General features: G+C 68.7%; 12 protein-coding genes and 1 pseudogene. 4 read left to right on the forward strand and 9 right to left on the reverse strand.

Going from position 1 to position 16403, the window contains the following annotated elements:
- Positions 1–550: 550 nt before the first annotated feature.
- The gene (locus OG885_RS44130; protein ID WP_405742483.1) at positions 551–970 is read right to left on the reverse strand and encodes a signal peptidase I; all 420 of its coding nucleotides are present in this window, start codon (positions 968–970) and stop codon (positions 551–553) included.
- Positions 971–1290: 320 nt separating this feature from the next.
- A complete protein-coding gene (locus OG885_RS44135; RefSeq protein WP_405742485.1) occupies positions 1291–1488 on the reverse strand; it encodes a hypothetical protein in 198 nt (65 codons plus the stop codon).
- Between the two features lie 337 nt (positions 1489–1825).
- Here OG885_RS44135 and OG885_RS44140 point away from each other — a divergent pair.
- Both OG885_RS44140 and fxsT (OG885_RS44145) read left to right on the forward strand, forming a co-directional pair.
- A pseudogene (locus OG885_RS44140) lies at positions 1826–2998 on the forward strand (IS256 family transposase); the annotation flags it as partial.
- Positions 2999–3986: 988 nt separating this feature from the next.
- Entirely contained in the window at positions 3987–6446 is a 2460-nt protein-coding gene (fxsT, locus tag OG885_RS44145) for an FxSxx-COOH system tetratricopeptide repeat protein (RefSeq protein WP_405742487.1), read from the forward strand.
- Positions 6447–6527: 81 nt separating this feature from the next.
- On the opposite strand, the gene OG885_RS44150 is transcribed toward fxsT (OG885_RS44145), so the two are convergent.
- Positions 6528–6755, reverse strand: a complete 228-nt coding sequence (locus tag OG885_RS44150; protein ID WP_405742489.1) for a helicase associated domain-containing protein — start codon at positions 6753–6755, stop codon at positions 6528–6530.
- A gap of 235 nt (positions 6756–6990) precedes the next feature.
- Between OG885_RS44150 and fxsT (OG885_RS44155) the strand changes: the two genes are divergently transcribed.
- Positions 6991–9570, forward strand: coding sequence for an FxSxx-COOH system tetratricopeptide repeat protein (gene fxsT / locus OG885_RS44155; RefSeq protein ID WP_405742491.1), 2580 nt, complete (start codon positions 6991–6993; stop codon positions 9568–9570).
- A 25-nt stretch (positions 9571–9595) separates the two neighbouring features.
- Here fxsT (OG885_RS44155) and OG885_RS44160 read toward each other — a convergent pair whose 3' ends face one another.
- The 3 genes from OG885_RS44160 to OG885_RS44170 form a co-directional block, all read right to left on the reverse strand.
- A complete protein-coding gene (locus tag OG885_RS44160) occupies positions 9596–11086 on the reverse strand; it encodes a Helicase associated domain protein (RefSeq protein WP_405742493.1) in 1491 nt (496 codons plus the stop codon).
- Between the two features lies 1 nt (position 11087).
- The gene (locus OG885_RS44165; RefSeq protein WP_405742495.1) at positions 11088–11906 is read right to left on the reverse strand and encodes a DEAD/DEAH box helicase family protein; all 819 of its coding nucleotides are present in this window, start codon (positions 11904–11906) and stop codon (positions 11088–11090) included.
- A 699-nt stretch (positions 11907–12605) separates the two neighbouring features.
- Positions 12606–13442, reverse strand: a complete 837-nt coding sequence (locus OG885_RS44170; RefSeq protein ID WP_331728796.1) for a hypothetical protein — start codon at positions 13440–13442, stop codon at positions 12606–12608.
- Positions 13443–13460: 18 nt separating this feature from the next.
- Between OG885_RS44170 and OG885_RS44175 the strand changes: the two genes are divergently transcribed.
- On the forward strand, positions 13461–13676 hold the full coding sequence (locus OG885_RS44175; RefSeq protein ID WP_331729501.1) for a hypothetical protein: 216 nt from the start codon (positions 13461–13463) through the stop codon (positions 13674–13676).
- 44 nt (positions 13677–13720) lie between these two features.
- Here OG885_RS44175 and OG885_RS44180 read toward each other — a convergent pair whose 3' ends face one another.
- The 3 genes from OG885_RS44180 to OG885_RS44190 all read right to left on the reverse strand — a co-directional run.
- A complete protein-coding gene (locus tag OG885_RS44180) occupies positions 13721–14497 on the reverse strand; it encodes an ATP-binding protein (protein ID WP_331728792.1) in 777 nt (258 codons plus the stop codon).
- The gene (locus OG885_RS44185; protein ID WP_405724193.1) at positions 14487–16070 is read right to left on the reverse strand and encodes a Mu transposase C-terminal domain-containing protein; all 1584 of its coding nucleotides are present in this window, start codon (positions 16068–16070) and stop codon (positions 14487–14489) included. The genes OG885_RS44180 and OG885_RS44185 overlap by 11 nt, the downstream gene beginning before the upstream one ends.
- Before the next feature lie 145 nt (positions 16071–16215).
- Positions 16216–16403: hypothetical protein (locus OG885_RS44190; protein ID WP_405724191.1), on the reverse strand; the 188-nt coding region annotated here is incomplete at its 5' end.

The raw sequence follows: 16403 nt of genomic DNA on the forward strand, positions 1-16403 counted from the left end.
TTGACGCCCTGGGGTCGAGTCAGACATTGGATGTCCCCAGGGGGGTGAACAGCCATCACCAAGCTTCCACGGGCTGCGGATTCGCGGCAGTCGAATACGCGACCCCACCAGAGCCGAGGCTGACAATCTGTTGAAGACAACTGCATCTCTGTGAGGTGGTGCAGGCATTGGACGTTCCCGCAGCCAGCCGCCTGGCAGCCAGGGTTGCTACGCCCTCCAACCCCCGGCCCGCCGGGCACGTCTCGCGTCCAGACTCTGCCCCCTCATCAGCTCGGGATGCCCTGCGACCCGGGCAGATCCGGCACCCTGGTGACCAGGTCCCCGGCGTGGCTTGTGAATACAGGACGGGGAGTTCCACGCCCGAGTCGCCGGGCGGACGGGGTCCGCAACCGCAGGAAGCTCGGCTCTCGCGCCGGTCTTCCGCCGAACTACGGACAGAGATCGACGACCGCGGACGCTACGCGGTCGAACGCGGGATCATTCGCCTCGAGCGCCACCGTGCGGCGGCCGCCCGCTGCCCGCTATGACACGTTGGCCGTCCGCTACGAGGTCACCGTGTCGGCCGCGTCCTGAGCGAACGGCTGTGACCAGCAGCGGAGTTATCGTCATCGGTCACCTTGTAGCCAGGGACGGAAGGCCAGCGAACCGTCAACACCACGGACTCCTCCTCCGCGAACCAGGAGTGATCAACCCCTTGGCCCCACACGACGTAGTCCCCCTGCCGGGCCAGGAGAACACTGCGCCCGGGCAGTTCCACCCGGAAGCGCCCGCTGATCAGAACCAGCAGGGCAGTGCGCTCTTCGCCAGTCACCCACTGAGCCCGCTCATCGCCCTGCGGGTGGACGCCCCATTTGATCTCCACGTCCTCGCTGTGCCGAGGATCGGAGGCGTCCTTGAAATGCCCCAGCAGCCATCCCCGGTCCAGTGCCGCATCGCTGCCCGCATTGCCCACATACACGCCGTCGGTCATGACTCCGGAAGGTAGCAGCCAGCCGCACCAACACTCACGCGAGTAGCCGCCGCCACTCTTGCAACAGGCCCTGGTGTGGTGTCTCAGACCGAAGCCCTGCGTTGTCGGAGGGCTCTGTCCCAGGAGGAGTTGGGGTCGAAGGAGTGGGTTCGCTGCGCACGGCGCGCGTTCTGGTGTCAGACTGGCCAGGTGCCCGTCAGGCTCCCCCGTCTTGGCGGGCACAGCCGCGCCCGGGCCCCAAGCGCGGATCGTGTTCAGTCGCGATCGGTCTGCTCCGGCTGGACTCGTGGAGGCAGTACACGCACCGGTTCGCGGCGTCGTCAACGCGACGTTGCAGCAGCAGGCCCAAGCTTGCAGCGGGGGACGGTGACGGCGTGGGGCGATTCGGCCGGTGCGGCCCGGTCGGGGCCGGTGACAACGGCGGGGGCGCCGGTCACGCCGAACGACGTGCCCGCGGTAATTGCGGTCACCGCGACCGTGAAGTAGCGCAGGGAGCCGCCACCGTACTGCGCAGCCACCCTCACCGACCATGCGCAGGTGCCGGCGTGCGCACTGCGCACCGCGGTGACCGAGACCGGATGCGGCTGCGCATCCGAGACAGGGTCGGGCCGTTCGACATCGTGGGCCATCGACTGCGCAAGCCGCGCCTGCGCAGTTGCGGTGTCGTCGGTGCTGCTGCGCAGCCATGCGTTGAGGACGATGGCGTCCCTTGAAGTGGTGTAGTTGGGCCGAGTCCCGGAACGCGCGGGTGTCTGCCCGGGGCGTGCATCCGCTGGCGGTGCATGCTCCTGAACAAGGGCAGGCCATCGCGCAAGTCTCTCTGGTGAACGGGCAGTTCAACCGGAGGAGCGCGCGATGGCCCTGTCCCAGTCTGAGCTGATGCGGCTGCTGGAGTCACTACGTCGGGCCGAGGGAGTTGAAGCAATCAGGGTGGTGTGCGAGCGCATCCTGCAGGAGCTCATCGAGGCGGAGGCCACCGAGGTCATCGGGGCAGGCCCGCGCGAGCACTCCGAGACCCGCACGACTTGGCGCAACGGACACCGCGACCGGCTGCTGACCACGCAGGCCGGCGACCTGGACCTGAAGATCCCGAAGGTGCGGAGCGGGTCCTTCTTCCCGTCGCTGCTGGAACGCCAGCGGCGCATCGACCGGGCGCTGTTCGCGGTGGTGATGGAGGCATACGTGCACGGCGTCTCCACCCGCAGCGTGGATGACCTGGTCAAAGCACTCGGCGCGGACTCCGGGATCTCCAAGTCCGAGGTCTCCCGCATCTGCGGCGAACTGGACGAGGAACTGACCGCGTTCAAGGAACGGCCGCTGGATCACACCGTCTTCCCCTACGTCTTCCTGGACGCCACCTACTGTAAGGCCAGGGTGAATCACCGGATCGCCTCGCAGGCCGTGGTCATCGCGACCGGGATCTCGGCCATCGGGCACCGCGAGATCCTCGGTGTGATGGTCGGCGACAGTGAGTCGAAGCCGTTCTGGACGAAGTTTTTGCGCAGTCTGCGGGCTCGTGGCCTGGAGAACGTCCAGCTGGTCATCTCCGACAGCCACAGCGGCCTGGTGGCCGCGATCCGCACGGTCTTCCTCGGCGCGGCCTGGCAACGCTGCCGGGTTCACTTCGTCCGGGACGTGTTCTCGGTGATCGAAAAGGGTTCCGGGGAGATGGTGGCGGCCACCATCCGCACCATCTTCGCGCAGACCACCGCCGAACAGGTCCGCACCCAGCTGAACGTGGTCGCCGACATGCTCGGACGACAGTTCCCGCAGGTCAAGAAGATGCTGCTGGACGCCGCACCGGACATCACGGCGTTCGCCGACTTCCTGCCGGCGCACTGGAAGAAGATCTGGTCGACCAACCCGCTGGAACGGCTGAACCGGGAGATCAAACGGCGGGCCGACGTCGTCCAGGTCTTCCCCAACCCTGCCGCCCTGGACCGGCTCGCCGCCGCGGTGCTGGCCGAACTCCACGACGAGTGGCAGGTCTTCGACCGCCGCTACCTCTCCGAAGCCTCCATGGCCGAACGCTTCACCACCCAGCCAACCCCGCCCGAGCCGGCGATCACCCAACAACCGGAATCAAAACAGCTGCCGTGCCGCGCCACGACGGAGCGCACGGCACCTTGGGCAGCCCCCTGGACTATCGCGGTTGTCAGACCCACAACGGGCTGCCGGGGGACAACAGCCGGGTCGGGCGGTTGAACCGGGGCGGGAACACTGTCCCTGGTCATCATTCTGCTCCTTCAAGCAGAGGGGATCGAGGACGGCGGACATCTGCGTGATGTCGTCCGCGTGGGGGTAGTGCGCGCCTCGCGGTCGGCGGTCCTGCTGCGGCCCTCTGCCTGAGAGCGTCCCTGTGGGGCTTCAGCCCATGCCCAGGGTGGCGCATCCAGCGTAGCGGTGATCGGCGCGGATGTTGCCCCGGGTGTCTGGCAGGCGGTCATCAGTGTTCCCTCCGGTCCGAGTTCGGGTTCGAACAATCTCTGTCGGGTCGGTTACCTGAGCGGGCTGTCTGCTCGCCGGCACACGAGTGAGGCCCGGACCACCACGGTCCGGGCCTCACGTCGTGCCCCTTGTGCATGAGTTATGTCGTAATTCCGGGTGGATGTGACGCCGGGGCGGCATCCTCTCCCAGCGCATCCCCAACGCGGTCAGTGCATCGCGTCGTTCGGTGTTGAGTTTGTCGGCGCGGCGGCGGGTGTTGGAGATGAACGACCCAGTCCGAACAACTCGCCGTCGACGTCCTCGCGGTGCTTCGGTGAGGGCGTTGCGTAGTGAAGGGTGGCGTGGTGCGCACAGATGTCCCTCGCGGGCGTGGAACTGGCGGGCCGTGTCGTGCTCTGCTCCCCCAGCCTGTCCGCGGATCGGGCTCTGCACGACTGCCCCAGATGTAGGCCGCTTCCGGTGCCTTGGACGGCCATTGGTCGCAGGAAGGTGAAGAGTAGGTCCGGCTCTCTACCTGAGCTCTACGCTGGTCTATGTAGTACGAGCAGCGTGGTGTCGGGGGACAGCGATGAGTGCGGGTGCGGGGGCGTCTGACGGCACGTCGGACGGGGTGTGGTTCATCAGTCATGCGGGTGCGGATCGGGCGTGGGCGGAGTGGCTCGCCTGGCAGCCGCTCGACGCTGACCACGAGGTCGAGTTGGACTGCTGGGACTGGGGTGCCGGTGACAGCTTCATCGCCAAGATGAACGCGGTCTTAGAGCACGGCCGGATGCTGGCCTTGTTCTCGCCTGCCTACTTCGATCCCGAGAGGTTCACCACCCTCGAGTACGAGGCGATGCTGGCTATGCGGGAGAAGATCACCCCGGTGCGCATTGCCGACGTCACTCCGCCGCCCCTGCTGCGGCCGTTGATCGCCCCGGCTCTGTTCGGCCTGGACGACCACGCCGCCCGCGAGACGCTCCTGCAAGCGGTGAACGGCACCACCGGCCGTCCTGATCGGGCACCGGGTCGGCCGCCGGGGATGCTGTCGAGGATCGGCGGGACCGGGCCGCGGCTGCCGGGGTCCTTGCCGCGGGTGCGGAACCTGTCGGCCCGGAACGCGGCGTTCACCGGCCGCGACAGCATGCTGGTCCACCTGCGGGAAGCATTGGCGTCCGGGCAGCGTGTGGCGGTCCAGGCCCTGCACGGCCGGGGCGGGGTCGGCAAGACCCAGCTTGCCCTCGAGTACGCCTACCGGGTCGCCGGCGAGTACGAACTGGCCTGGTGGATCGCATCGGAAGACCCCGCCCTGATCCCCGACCAACTCGGTGCGCTCGCCGTCCGTACCGGCATCGCGCCCGCGGGCACACCACTGGCCGCTGCGGTGGAGCTGCTGCTGGCTGAGCTGGGAACGATGTCACGCTGGCTGCTGGTGTTCGACAACGCCGAAACCCCCGACACCCTCGCTCCGTTCCTGCCCGGCGGGCCCGGGCATGTGCTGATCACCTCCCGCAACTCGCTGTGGACCAGCTACGCCGTCCCCGTCGACGTCGACACCCTCTCCCGCACCGAGTCCATGGCCCTGCTGCGCGCCCGAGGCGCGGTCCTGACCGACGCGGACGCCGACGACATTGGCGCAACCCTGGACGACCTCCCGCTCGCCCTCGCGCAGGCCGCAGCCCTCCTGGTACGGGACCTGTCACCGGCAGACTTGAAGGAGGAGCTGGCGGCGAACCTCGTTGAGGTGATGGCGCGCAATCCTCCGCCCGGCTACCCGACCGGCCTGGCCGCGCAGGTCCGACTCACCCGCTCGCGACTTAAGGCCGAGCATCCCGGCGCAGCCGTGGTGGTGGATGCGCTGGCTCTGCTGGCGCCCGAACCCTTTCCTCTGACCACCTGCGCCGGCCATCTTCCCGAGCAGGCCTCCGCTCTCTTGGTGCAGACGGTGGGTTCGCGGCTGGCTGCAGGCAGCGCGGTGGAGGCGGTCGCCCGGCACGGCCTGGCCCGCGTCCAGGACGGCACGCTCCAACTGCACCGCCTCACCCAGGACATGCTCGCGCAGCTGATGACTGGTCAGGAGCACGGCCAGGCGAGGGCCGATGTTGAAGCCTTGCTGGCTGCGGCCTCTCCCGGCGACTCGGACGAGCCGCGGTGGTGGCCGGCCTGGCAGGTCCTGCTGCCCCACCTCCTGGCCGTCGACCCCGCCTCGATCACCACCGAGAAGGGGCGGGACGTGGTGCGCGACGCCTGCTGGTACCTGATGGAGCGCGACCAGGCCCGCCCCGCCCGGGAACGCCTGGAAGAGCTGTACGACACCTGGTCCCGGACGCTGGGGCCAGACCACGAGGGCACCCTGTGGACCGCCACTTCTCTTGCCCGCGCTTACGGCGACACCCAGGACCACGAGCGGGCACGAGCGCTGGACGCGGACACCCTCGAGCGGCGCCGCCAGCTCCAGGGAGAAGACCACCCCGACACCCTGACTGTGGCGTCCAACCTGGCCGTCGATCTGGCGGATGCAGGTCGGGTGGAGGAGGCGTTGGTGTTGGAGGAGGAGACGCTGGCCCGGCAGCGTCGGGTGGTGGGGATGGAGCATCATGACACCCTGCTTACGGCGTCCAACCTGGCGATTCGGCTGGCGGTGGTGGGTCGGGTGGAGGAGGCGCTGGTGTTGGGTGAGGAGACGCTGGCCCGGCAGCGTCGGGTGTTGGGTGAGGAGCATCCCGAAACCCTGTTCACGGCGTCCAACCTGGCGATTTGGCTGGCGGCTGCGGGGCGGGTGGAGGAGGCGCTGGTGTTGGGTGAGGAGACGCTGGCCCGGCAGCGTCGGGTGTTGGGTGAGGAGCATCCGGACACCCTGAACACTGCCAACAACCTGGCTGTGCGTCTGCGGGATGCAGGTCGGGTGGGGGAGGCGGTGGTGTTGGGGGAGGAGACGTTGGCGGCGCGGCGGCGGGTGCTGGGTGAGGATCATCCTGAGACCCGCCGTACTGCTGCCTGGGTGGAGAGGCTGGTGAAGGCTCAGGCAGAGCCGGGGGCGGGTGATTGAGACGGGTGTGATGTGCTGCCGCTCTGCGCCGTCTGTTGGCGAGTGAACCCGGGTACGCGCGTCCCCCGCCGTCCCAGCCGTTTACCAGCGCATGCCCAACGTGGTCAGTGCGTCGCGTCGTTCGGTGCTGAGCTTGTCGGCGCGCCTTCGGGCGTTCGAGATGAATGACCCCAGCCCCAGAAGCTCGCCATCAACGTCCTCGCGGTGCTGACGACCCACACGCAGGTGCCCCTCGCGGGCGTGGAACTGGCGGGCGGCGGCCATGTTCCGCTCCCACAGCTCATCCTGGGACCGCCGCACCGGCCGCACCTCCTGCTCTGTGGTGTCGGGGTCGATGCCGAGGTTCTCCAGGAGGTACTGCTGCGCCGGGGTCAGCTTGTCCCATCCGGCGACCTGTCCGGCGATCCACAGTGCCAGGTCCTCGCCCTGCAGCCCCAGTTCACCTGCCTTGCCGGGCAGGACGCCTCCGGTCTGTACGTGCAGGGGGTGAGTGCGCTCTACGCTGGTCTATCCAGTACGAGCAGCGTGGTGTCGGGGGACAGCGATGGGCGCGGGTGTGGGGTCGTCTGACGGTGCGTCGGACGCGGTCTGGTTCATCAGTCATGCGGGTGCGGATCGGGCGTGGGCGGAGTGGATCGCCTGGCAGCTCCTCAACGCTGGCCACGAGGTCGAGCTGGATTGTTGGGACTGGGGTGCGGGCGACAACTTCGTGTTGAAGATGAACGCCGCCCTAGAACGGGGCCGGTTCCTGGCCCTGTTTTCGCCAGCGTATTTCGAGCCGGAGCGGTTCACGACGCCGGAGTGGACGGCGATGGTGGCACGGCAGGAGAGGATCACTCCGGTCCGGATCGAGCAGACCTCCACACCCGCGATCCTGAGCCCTTTCATCGTCACCGATCTGTTCGGCCTGGACGACCACGCCGCCCGCGAGGCCCTGCTGCGCGCAGTGAACGGCCCGTCCCGTCCCGAGCGGGCGCCAGCCCGGCCGCCGGGGATGCTGTCGCGGATCGGTGGGACCGGGCCGCGTCTTCCTGGGTCTTTGCCGCGGGTGCGGAATCTTCCGGGACGGAATGCGGCGTTCACCGGCCGGGACAGCATGCTGGTCCACCTGCGGGAAGCGCTTGGGTCCGGGCAGCGGGTGGCGGTGCAGGCCCTGCACGGCCGCGGTGGCGTCGGCAAGACCCAGCTCGTCCTCGAGTATGCCTACCGGTTTGCCGGCGAGTACGAGTTCGCCTGGTGGATCGCCTCGGAAGACCCGGCCCTGATCCCCGACCAACTCGCCCAGCTTGCTGCCCGTACTGGCATCGCGCCTACGGGCACACCACCGGCTGCCGCAGTCGAATTGCTGCTGGCTGAGCTGGGAACGATGTCACGCTGGCTGCTGGTGTTCGACAACGCCGAAGACCCCGCCGCTCTCGCTCCGTTCCTGCCTGGCGGGCCCGGGCATGTGCTGATCACCTCCCGCAACCCGCTGTGGACCGGCTACGCCGTCCCCGTCGACGTCGACACCCTCTCCCGCATCGAGTCCATGGCCCTGCTTCGCGCCCGCGGCGCGCACCTCACCGACGCCGACGCCGACGACATTGCCGCCACCTTGGGCGACCTCCCGCTCGCGCTCACGCAAGCGGCCGCGCTCCTGGTGCGAGGGTTGTCGGCGGCACACCTGAAGGAGGAGCTGGCGGCGAACCTGGTGGAGGTGATGAAGCGCAACCCTCCGCCCGGCGGCTACCCGCTGGCTGCGCAGGTCCGCCTGACCCGCTCCCGCCTCCAAGCGCAGCATCCCGGGGCGGCCGCGGTGGTGGATGCGCTGGCTCTGCTAGCGCCCGAACCCTTTGCCCTGGCGACCTGCGCTGGCCAGCTTCCCAAGCAGGCGTCCGCGCTTCTGGTGGGAGCGGTGGGTTCGCGGCTGGCGGCGGTGGACGTGGTGGAGGCCATCGCCCGCTACGGTGTGGCCCGTGTCCAGGACGGCACCGTGCAACTGCACCGCCTCACCCAGGTCCTGCTCACAGGCCAGATGACCCGCTCCGAACGTGATCAGGCGTGGGCGGATGCCGAAGCCCTCCTGACGGCGGCCGATCCAGGTGTCGCCAACGATCCGCGGTGGTGGCCAGCCTGGCAGGTGCTGCTCCCGCACGCCCTGGCCCTCGACCCCGCCCAGCTCACCACCAGCCGGGGACGGGATGTGGTGGGGGAAGCGTGCTGGTATCTGATAGAGCGCGGGCAGCCGCGTCCAGCCCTGGACCGGCTGCAAGGGCTGTACGACGCCTGCCAGCAGCAGTTGGGCCCTGACCACGACGACACCCTGCGGGCCGCCCACTATCTGGCCCGCGCCTACAACGACACCCGGGACTACGAACGTGCCCGCGCCCTGAACGAAGACAGCCTCAACCGCCGCCGACGCCTCTACGGCGACGAGGATCCCCGCACCCTGGCCAGTGCCGTCGCTCTGGCCATAGGGCTGCAGGCGCTGGGGCGGTCCGAAGAAGCCCTCGCCCTGGAGGAAAAGACGCTTGCGGTGCAGCAGCGGGTGCTGGGACCGGAGCGTCGGGACACGCTGCGCACGGCGTCCAACCTGGCCAACCATCTGGCGGAGGTGGGTCGGGTGGGGGAGGCGGTGGCGTTGGGTGAGGAGACGCTCGCGGTGCAGCGGCGGGTGCTGGGACCGGAGCGTCGGGACACGCTGGCCACGGCGTGCAACCTGGCCAACCGTCTGGCGGAGGTGGGTCGGGTGGGGGAGGCGGTGGCGTTGGGTGAGGAGACGCTGGCCCGGCAGGGGCGGGTGTTGGGGGTGGAGCATCCCGACACCCTGCGCACGGCGTCCAACCTGGCCAACCGTCTGGCGGAGGTGGGTCGGGTGGGGGAGGCGCTGGCGCTGGAGGAAGACACGCTGGTGCGGTGGCGTCGGGTGTTGGGGGTGGAGCATCCGGACACGCTGGCTACTGCGAACAATTTGGCCGTGCATCTGCAGGATGCGGGCCGGATAGGGGAGGCGCGCGTACTGGGTGAGGAGACGCTGGAGGCGAAGCGGCGGGTGCTGGGTGAGGATCACCCTGAGACCCGCCGTACGGCCGGGTGGCTGGCGGAGTTGGGTGAGGATCAGGAAGAGCCTCGGTTGGGAGAGTGAAACCCCGGCACTTGCCCCCAGCCGTCTACCAGCGCATCCCCAACGCGGTCAGTGCATCGCGTCGTTCGGTGCTGAGCTTGTCGGCGCGCCTTCGGGCGTTCGAGATGAACGACCCCAAGCCCACAGGCTCCCCGGTGACGTCCTCGCGGTGCTGCCGAGGCACCCGAAGGTGTCCCTCGCGGGCGTGGAACTGGCGGGCTGCGGTCATGTTCCGCTCCCACAGTTCATCCTGGGACCGCCGCACCGGCCGCACCTGCTCTGCGGCGTCGGGGTCGATGCCGAGACTCTCCAGGAGGTACTGCTGTGCCGGGGTCAGCTTGTCCCATCCGGCGGTCTGTCCGGCGATCCACACGGCCAGGTCCTCGCCCTGCACCACCAGCTCACCCGTCTTGCCGGGCAGCGGGCCCCCGGCCTGGACGTGCCGGAGCAGCAGCCGCAGACAGCGTGCCCAACTGATCTCCCACTCCGGGCACCACCCGGGATCGATCTCCTCCAACGCCTCCATGCGGGCCTGTGACAGCTCCCCGGCATAGGAGAATCCGGTCTCCCCGGCCGCGCGGCGTGCGGCGTTCTCACGCGCCTTCTTGGCACCGGCCCGCTGATTCTTGAGCCAGGTGCCTAGTGCATGGCCGTCCCACACCACGGAGTTGCCAGGCAACAGGTGGTGGTGTACGGCTGCGTAGTCGCGAGCGACGGCGAGGCCGGCCTCCCAGGCGGAGGCGTGCACGGACCAGACCATGCCGAGGCTCTCCAGCTCCGTCACGCGCGACGCTTCCAGGGTTCCCGCGCTGTAGTACCGGCGTTGATCAGCGACAAAGACCCCCAGCGGATGCCCGCCGATGCCGGGCCAGTCGTCCGGAGCGACGTATGTGTACGACACGCGCAGCTCGATGTTGCCGGTCTCGCGCAGCCACCGGGTGGCCGCCTCGATCCCGCGCCGCCAGTACGCCTTTTCCGGATCGATGTCCCGCAGCCGCACGAACTGAGCGAGGGCGGCCGGGTCGCGCTGCTCGGTAAACCGCAGCACTCCCGCCGCCGCGGCACCCACCGGAGGAACAAGATCCGCCTCCTGGCCGTCCTCCCCTTCAGCATCCTGCGCCAGGCCCTCGCCGTCGACGTCTTCCGCGCGCCGACTGCTGTTGCGCAGACCAGGGTCCGCGAGCGCCTCGATGGTGTCAGCTGAGTGCGCCCGCAGGGCTCCAAGGACCTTGCTGAGGGTGTCATAGGCATTCGAAGTGAGCAGCTCATTCGGATCTTCGTCCGGCCCGAGGAAAACCGGAACGATCAGCGTGGCCAGTTTCCCGCGCCCAGGATGCAACCGCAGAGCGCGCCCGACCATCTGCACGATATCGACCATCGAGCCGCGCGCATCCGCAAATAGGACTGCATCACACTCGGCGGTATCGACGCCTTCCCCGAGAACACGAACCGAGGAAAGAACCCGCAATTCAGCCCGCACATCACGGCCCTTAAATGCCGGTCCTCCGAGGAAATCGGAGGCGAATTCATCCAGCACCTTACGGCGGTGTCCGGGGGCGTGGTCGCCGTAGAGCCAGTCTGCCCAGACCTGGCGGGAGGGCGGGGTAGGTGTCGGGGTCGTCCTCGGCGAGCCGGCCAGCCGTCACCGGCACGGCGGCCGCCATCGCTTCCGCCTCGCCCACCCGGCTGTGGAACGACAGCACGCGCCGGAACCGCTCCTCGACCGCGGCCCGCATCAGCCCAGTCTGCACGGCGGCCAGCCGCGCCCCGCGCACAGCGTCTGACCCGGTGTCCTCACTCGTCATAGCCGCGTACAGGTCCGGATCGCGGATGTCCAGGCACAACACTTGATACGGGGCAACAATCCCCCGCCCGATTGCCTCCGACAGTGACAGCCGAAAAGCCACAGGCCCGAACACCGGCGAGTCCTCGTCCATGGAGGCGACCAGACGCGGCCGTACACCCTCGGCCTCCCACACCCGGGGAGTGGCCGTCATGTACAGGCGCCGTTCGGCGGGGAGCTGGGCCTGGTCGTGCACGGCCGCCCACGGCTTCATGCCGTCACCACTGGTCCGGTGGGCTTCGTCCACGACCATCAGGCTCCACACACCCAGCCCGGCCGCGTGCGCGCGCTGGAGGATGCGCAGGCCCACTGACGCGTAGGTTGCGAAGACCGTGACGGTCTCCAGCCCTTCCAGCCACGCCACCAGTTCGTCGGGATCGGTCGTGCAGGGCAGGCCCTGGCTTTCCTCGGCTCGCAGGGAGCAGACGCCGATCATCGCCCCGGTCCGGCCCGCCCGGCGCCAGGCGTCGGCCATCTGCGTCAGCAGGTCCAGCGTCGGCACCACCACCAGCACCCGGCGAGCGGAAAGCCGACGCGCGGACTCCGCGCCAATCAGGCTCTTCCGGAACCGGTCGCGGCGATTACTTGCGTGCGCAGCCCCTCGGGCGGCATATGGCCACCGGCCGGAGTTCCGAGAATGCGAACGACGTTATCGACGGCCTCAACCTGATGCGGACGCAATTCCATCCGAGCCACAATTCCTCGCATTCTCGGGTGCATTTAGAGGTAATCCCGTCTCAGTGCAGATTCCATCCGAGTTCCAAAATGACGCCCCCATACGTGAGCGCGTCGCGCGGTGAGGTACTCTGCCATCATCCCAGACTCAAGCCGGTCATCAGAGTGACACACCAAATCTCTTCGGAAGTGACCGGAAGTGGTCGAGGGGGGCCGATTCCGGGTACAGGGCCCAGGGTTTGAAGGTGCGTCAGGCCGGTGTCTCGCAAGAGTAGTTGGAGACCGCACCACGAGCGGCACCGCTTCCGGGTAGCTGCTGCTTTTCTGGCAGGCCCGGAGGGCATGTCAGGTTCCGTACGGGACTGCGGAGCAGGCCGGTACGGAACAGTCGCGGCCGAAGGCCGGGACCCCGGGATCACTCCGTGATCCCGTAGGCGGAACGGAGTTCCGCCCCTTCCGTGCGGTGGTGTTGTGTGGTGTTTTGTCGGTGGGGTTTTGTTGCTGGGGTGTCAGTGGCAGACCCGGTTGTTTGTGCTGGTCAGTGCCTGATGAGGGCTGACAGAAGCTGCTGAGGCTGTGCTGACAGCTTGTGCAGAGTGTGCTGGTCGGCTGGTTGCCGATCGCTATCACGCTGTGGCCGCAAGGAGCGTTGTCTGCTGTTCTCGTGGGGTGCGGGCCAGGCGGGGTCGCCGGTCAGCCGTGTGATGGCGGGGTGGATGCCGGCGGTGGCTGCGAGGTCGTAGAGCTGGTTGTGGTGGTGGAAGTTGGTGTGCTGGAACAAGCGCCGACTGCTGTAGGGGTGTCCGCTGTGGTGTTGCCAGGCGCGGGCTGCGATGAGTGCGGAGCGCGCCCATACGGGTATGGGGTGCCAGGTCCGGTCGGGGGAGCGGTAGCGGCCGGGGTGGGGCAGGGCCAGGGCGGTCGCGTCCGGGGCGAGGTCGGTGAGGCGGACACGCGCGAGTTGCTGGGGTGTGGGCTGGCCGCAGGCGAGCTGGGCGGCGAGGAGCCCTGCGTGCAGTGGATGGCCGACTTGTTGCAGCCACCCGACGGCGTGGGCTGCGGGCTCTGTGTCTGCGGTGTTCGGGCCGTGTTGGGCGAGGGCGGGCCGCTGTCCGCAACGGCGTAGCCGCTGCTGGGCGGCTTCCTGCTCGCTGATGAGGGCCCAGGACGCCTCCCGCCATGCCTGTGCCCGGTCGTTGAGCCTCTCGGGGGTGTCGTGCCAGACGAGGGTGAGGTGGATCCCGGTGCACCGCTGGAGGCGGGTCAGCTGCATCCAGCGTGCGGGGGTCTGGGTGTGGGCGCGTAGGAGGATGAGGTGGCCGATGCGCTGTGCGTGGATCCAGCTGGCGGCCGCGGTCCAAGCGGGGCGGACCATGTCGGCCCATGCCGCGCGGTGTCGGGGGACGTCGGCCTGGTGGCGGGGGAGGGTTTTACCGAGCGCGGCCAGGACGTCCTGGGCCAGGCCGGGCGGGTGGGAGGCTGCCGGGGTGGGGTGGACGACCAGGCGTCCCGCGCCAAGCCGGTGCGCTGCGAGTGCGGCCTGAGTGAAGGCTGGGTCATCGCCGGTGTCGAGGAGGACGGTGAATGCTGCTCGTACCGCATGACGTGATGCTGCGCCCGGGTCTGTCCTGTGCCGACTGCCTGGCTTCACTGCTACATGCCGCCGATCTTGCTGTAGACCCAGTGGACCAGGGCTTCGGTGACCGTGTCCGCGCCGGTCTTCCTCATCCCTGCCACGAGGTGGTGGGTGATGTTGGCCCAGTTGCGGAAGCTGCCGTGCGCGGCTTCGGCGTCGACCGCATCGATCAACCCCGGTTCAGCTGTGGCCCACACCGGATGGAAAGCCGCGATGACCTGCCCTACCTCCGGCTTGGGGATGCGGTCGAACTCCTGCCAGATGTACATCCGTGAGGCGAGCATCGGCTCACGCCGCAGCACCCGATAGCAACTGTCGCCACCGGCGAAGACGACCGCGATGTCCGTGTGCCGGTCATCCCACAGATGACGCCAGAACTCGAACCCGGTGCGGCTCATCCACTGGGCCTCGTCGCAGACCAGGACCCGGAACTGCTCGGCGAGGACGTTCTTCAGGAGCGCGTCGAACTCGATCGGACGCTTGGGCGGCTCACCAGGCAGGCGCAGAGCCTTGAACAGTCCGTGGCGGATGTCACGCGGAGTGGGACCGGACCGCAGTTCCAGACGGTAGGTGATGTCAGGCGCCAAGGCCCGCAGCGCGGAGTTCACGGCCATGGTCTTGCCGTATCCGGCCGGCCCATAGGCGCACATCATCGCCTTGGCCTCGATGACCGCCTCGATGTTGTCCCGAGTGGTCAGCAACGCCTCGGTCCCCACCAGGTGCGCTGCCTCCAGGCCGAGGAAGTGGTCCTCGCGCTCGTCAGGCAGGCGTCCGTAAGCCAGGTCAGTCCTCATCGCGCCATCCGTCCTGCTGCTTGGGATCCACCAGCTGCACCCAGTGCTCCGGCGCCGGGCCGTGGGGAATCAGACCCGGCCGGGCCAACTGGCGCCTGTCCCGTCGCGCCCCGCCCTCCAATTCTCCGGCTGCCTCACCGCGGGCCGGGGTACGGCTGCGTTCGGCCGGGCCGGCAACGGTCTGCGCCTTGAACCGCTCCCGGCGCAGTTTCTCAGCGGCTTTGAGATCAGCCCGCAGGCGGCGGGCCGATGCCGTGCGGGCGGCTCTGAGCGCACGGACCTGCTCCGCCGTGGCGGCCTCGGCCAGGTACGCGCTGCCCAGATGCGTGCCGTCGGCAGCGAAGACCTCGATGACGTCGTCATGGTGAGGCAAGTGCCGGATGGAGACGCGCGTGCCGGTCCGGCCGACCATCCAGTCGGCGATGTAGTCGCGGCGGTGCCACCTGATGCCGTGACTGGTGATGGTCCGCTCCCGTCCATCGCTTTCGAGCGAGAAGTGAGCCAGCCGCTCGGACGGAGCCTCAGCCAGCGGGGTGGCATCGGCCATCCACGCTTCCAACGGGGTCCTGCCCTCCAGGCCGGCAGGCCGGTGCTGGCTGTTCCACCAGTTCACCCAGCCCAGCAGCCCGGCCACGAAGGCCTCGAAGGCGAGAGCCGGCGCGTCCGGGTCAGCGCTCTTGCCCCCAGTGAGTTTCTGCCGGTGCAGGTAGCGGGGCAGGAGGACGAAGTGCATCTCCTCGGCTGCGTCGTTGAGCGCCTCGACGGTGCCTTTCAGATGCGGCGTGTACGGGGGCAGATCCACTACTGCGACGGCGAAGCCACCCATGGCGGCAGTCACGGTGCGGCACAGGAATTCCTTGCCTCGGTCGACCCGGATGGCACCAGGGAGCCCTCCGGCCGGACCGTAGGGCTCACGCCGGTCGATCGCGCACCGCAACGAAGCCAGCACCGCGTCCCGGCTGGGCGCATGAGGAGTGACCGCAACACCGACAACCACCCTGGTCGCACAGTCGATGAACCACGTCACCCAGGGACAGACCAGCTCCCCTTCGACATCGACCTCAACGGGAACCCGCTTGTGGTCGCCTTCCCAGACAGCGTTGCGGTGGACGGGCGGCCGTCTAGCGAAGACGTCGTGCACCCGCCGACCTGCTTCACCCTGGCGCAGCCCGGCCCGCTCACCCGCCGTCAGGTCCCGGCGGATCGCCCGGTGCAGGGTCGCCAACGACGGCACCGGCCCGCTGGCAGGATCCAAGCGAGCCCGCTCGACCAACTCGGCGTGAACGCGGGAAGCGTTGCCGCCCCACAGGGCCAGCAGCGTGCGCACTTCCGGTGTCACCGTGAACCGCGCCGCAGAAACGCGGCCGTAGCGGCCTTCCTCTCGCGCGGCGAACAGCCACCGCCACACCGTCCGTTCGGAACGCCCCAACGCCTGCGCCACCAGGCGGACATGAGCAGACGTCAGTTCATCGCGGTCATCGAGGTCGATCAGGCGCTGCACCGCGGCGGTCCGGCCCACCTCGGCCGGCACCCTTCCCACGCGCTGCCGTGCATCTGATCTGTCTTCGGCCATGCATCAGTACTCTCACACCGTTGGCAGAGTTCTGACGGGCTTCGGCATCGCGATGACAGTAGGTAGATACATCTGCTAGCAGCGCCCACAGAGGAATGATCGAGAATCCCCGACCCCGGACCCAGATCTGATGCTGTGTCAGCATTTAGTGACGAGACGTCAACTTCCCACCGCTGACCCCTAGTTGCTGCTTCTTCCGGAGTTCGCGGAGCGGACTCCGGTGCCGGATCGCGGAGCGATTCGGCTTCCGGGCCACGGAGTGGTCCGGTCCGGCGGAGCCGCCGGGGAGGCGGGCGCGGAGCGCCCGCAGGGGGAAGCCGCGTAGCGGCTTCG

It is taken from the genome of Streptomyces sp. NBC_00028, from assembly GCF_045041065.1.
GTDB lineage: Bacteria > Actinomycetota > Actinomycetes > Streptomycetales > Streptomycetaceae > Streptomyces.

Bases quoted from the DNA above. Each gene is read 5' to 3' on its own strand.
- OG885_RS44130 (WP_405742483.1), bottom strand. From the start codon at position 970: ATGACCGACGGCGTGTATGTGGGCAATGCGGGCAGCGATGCGGCACTG.
- fxsT (WP_405742487.1), top strand. From the start codon at position 3,987: ATGAGTGCGGGTGCGGGGGCGTCTGACGGCACGTCGGACGGGGTGTGG.
- fxsT (WP_405742491.1), top strand. From the start codon at position 6,991: ATGGGCGCGGGTGTGGGGTCGTCTGACGGTGCGTCGGACGCGGTCTGG.
- OG885_RS44170 (WP_331728796.1), bottom strand. From the start codon at position 13,442: ATGGTCCGCCCCGCTTGGACCGCGGCCGCCAGCTGGATCCACGCACAG.
- OG885_RS44180 (WP_331728792.1), bottom strand. From the start codon at position 14,497: ATGAGGACTGACCTGGCTTACGGACGCCTGCCTGACGAGCGCGAGGAC.
- OG885_RS44185 (WP_405724193.1), bottom strand. From the start codon at position 16,070: ATGGCCGAAGACAGATCAGATGCACGGCAGCGCGTGGGAAGGGTGCCG.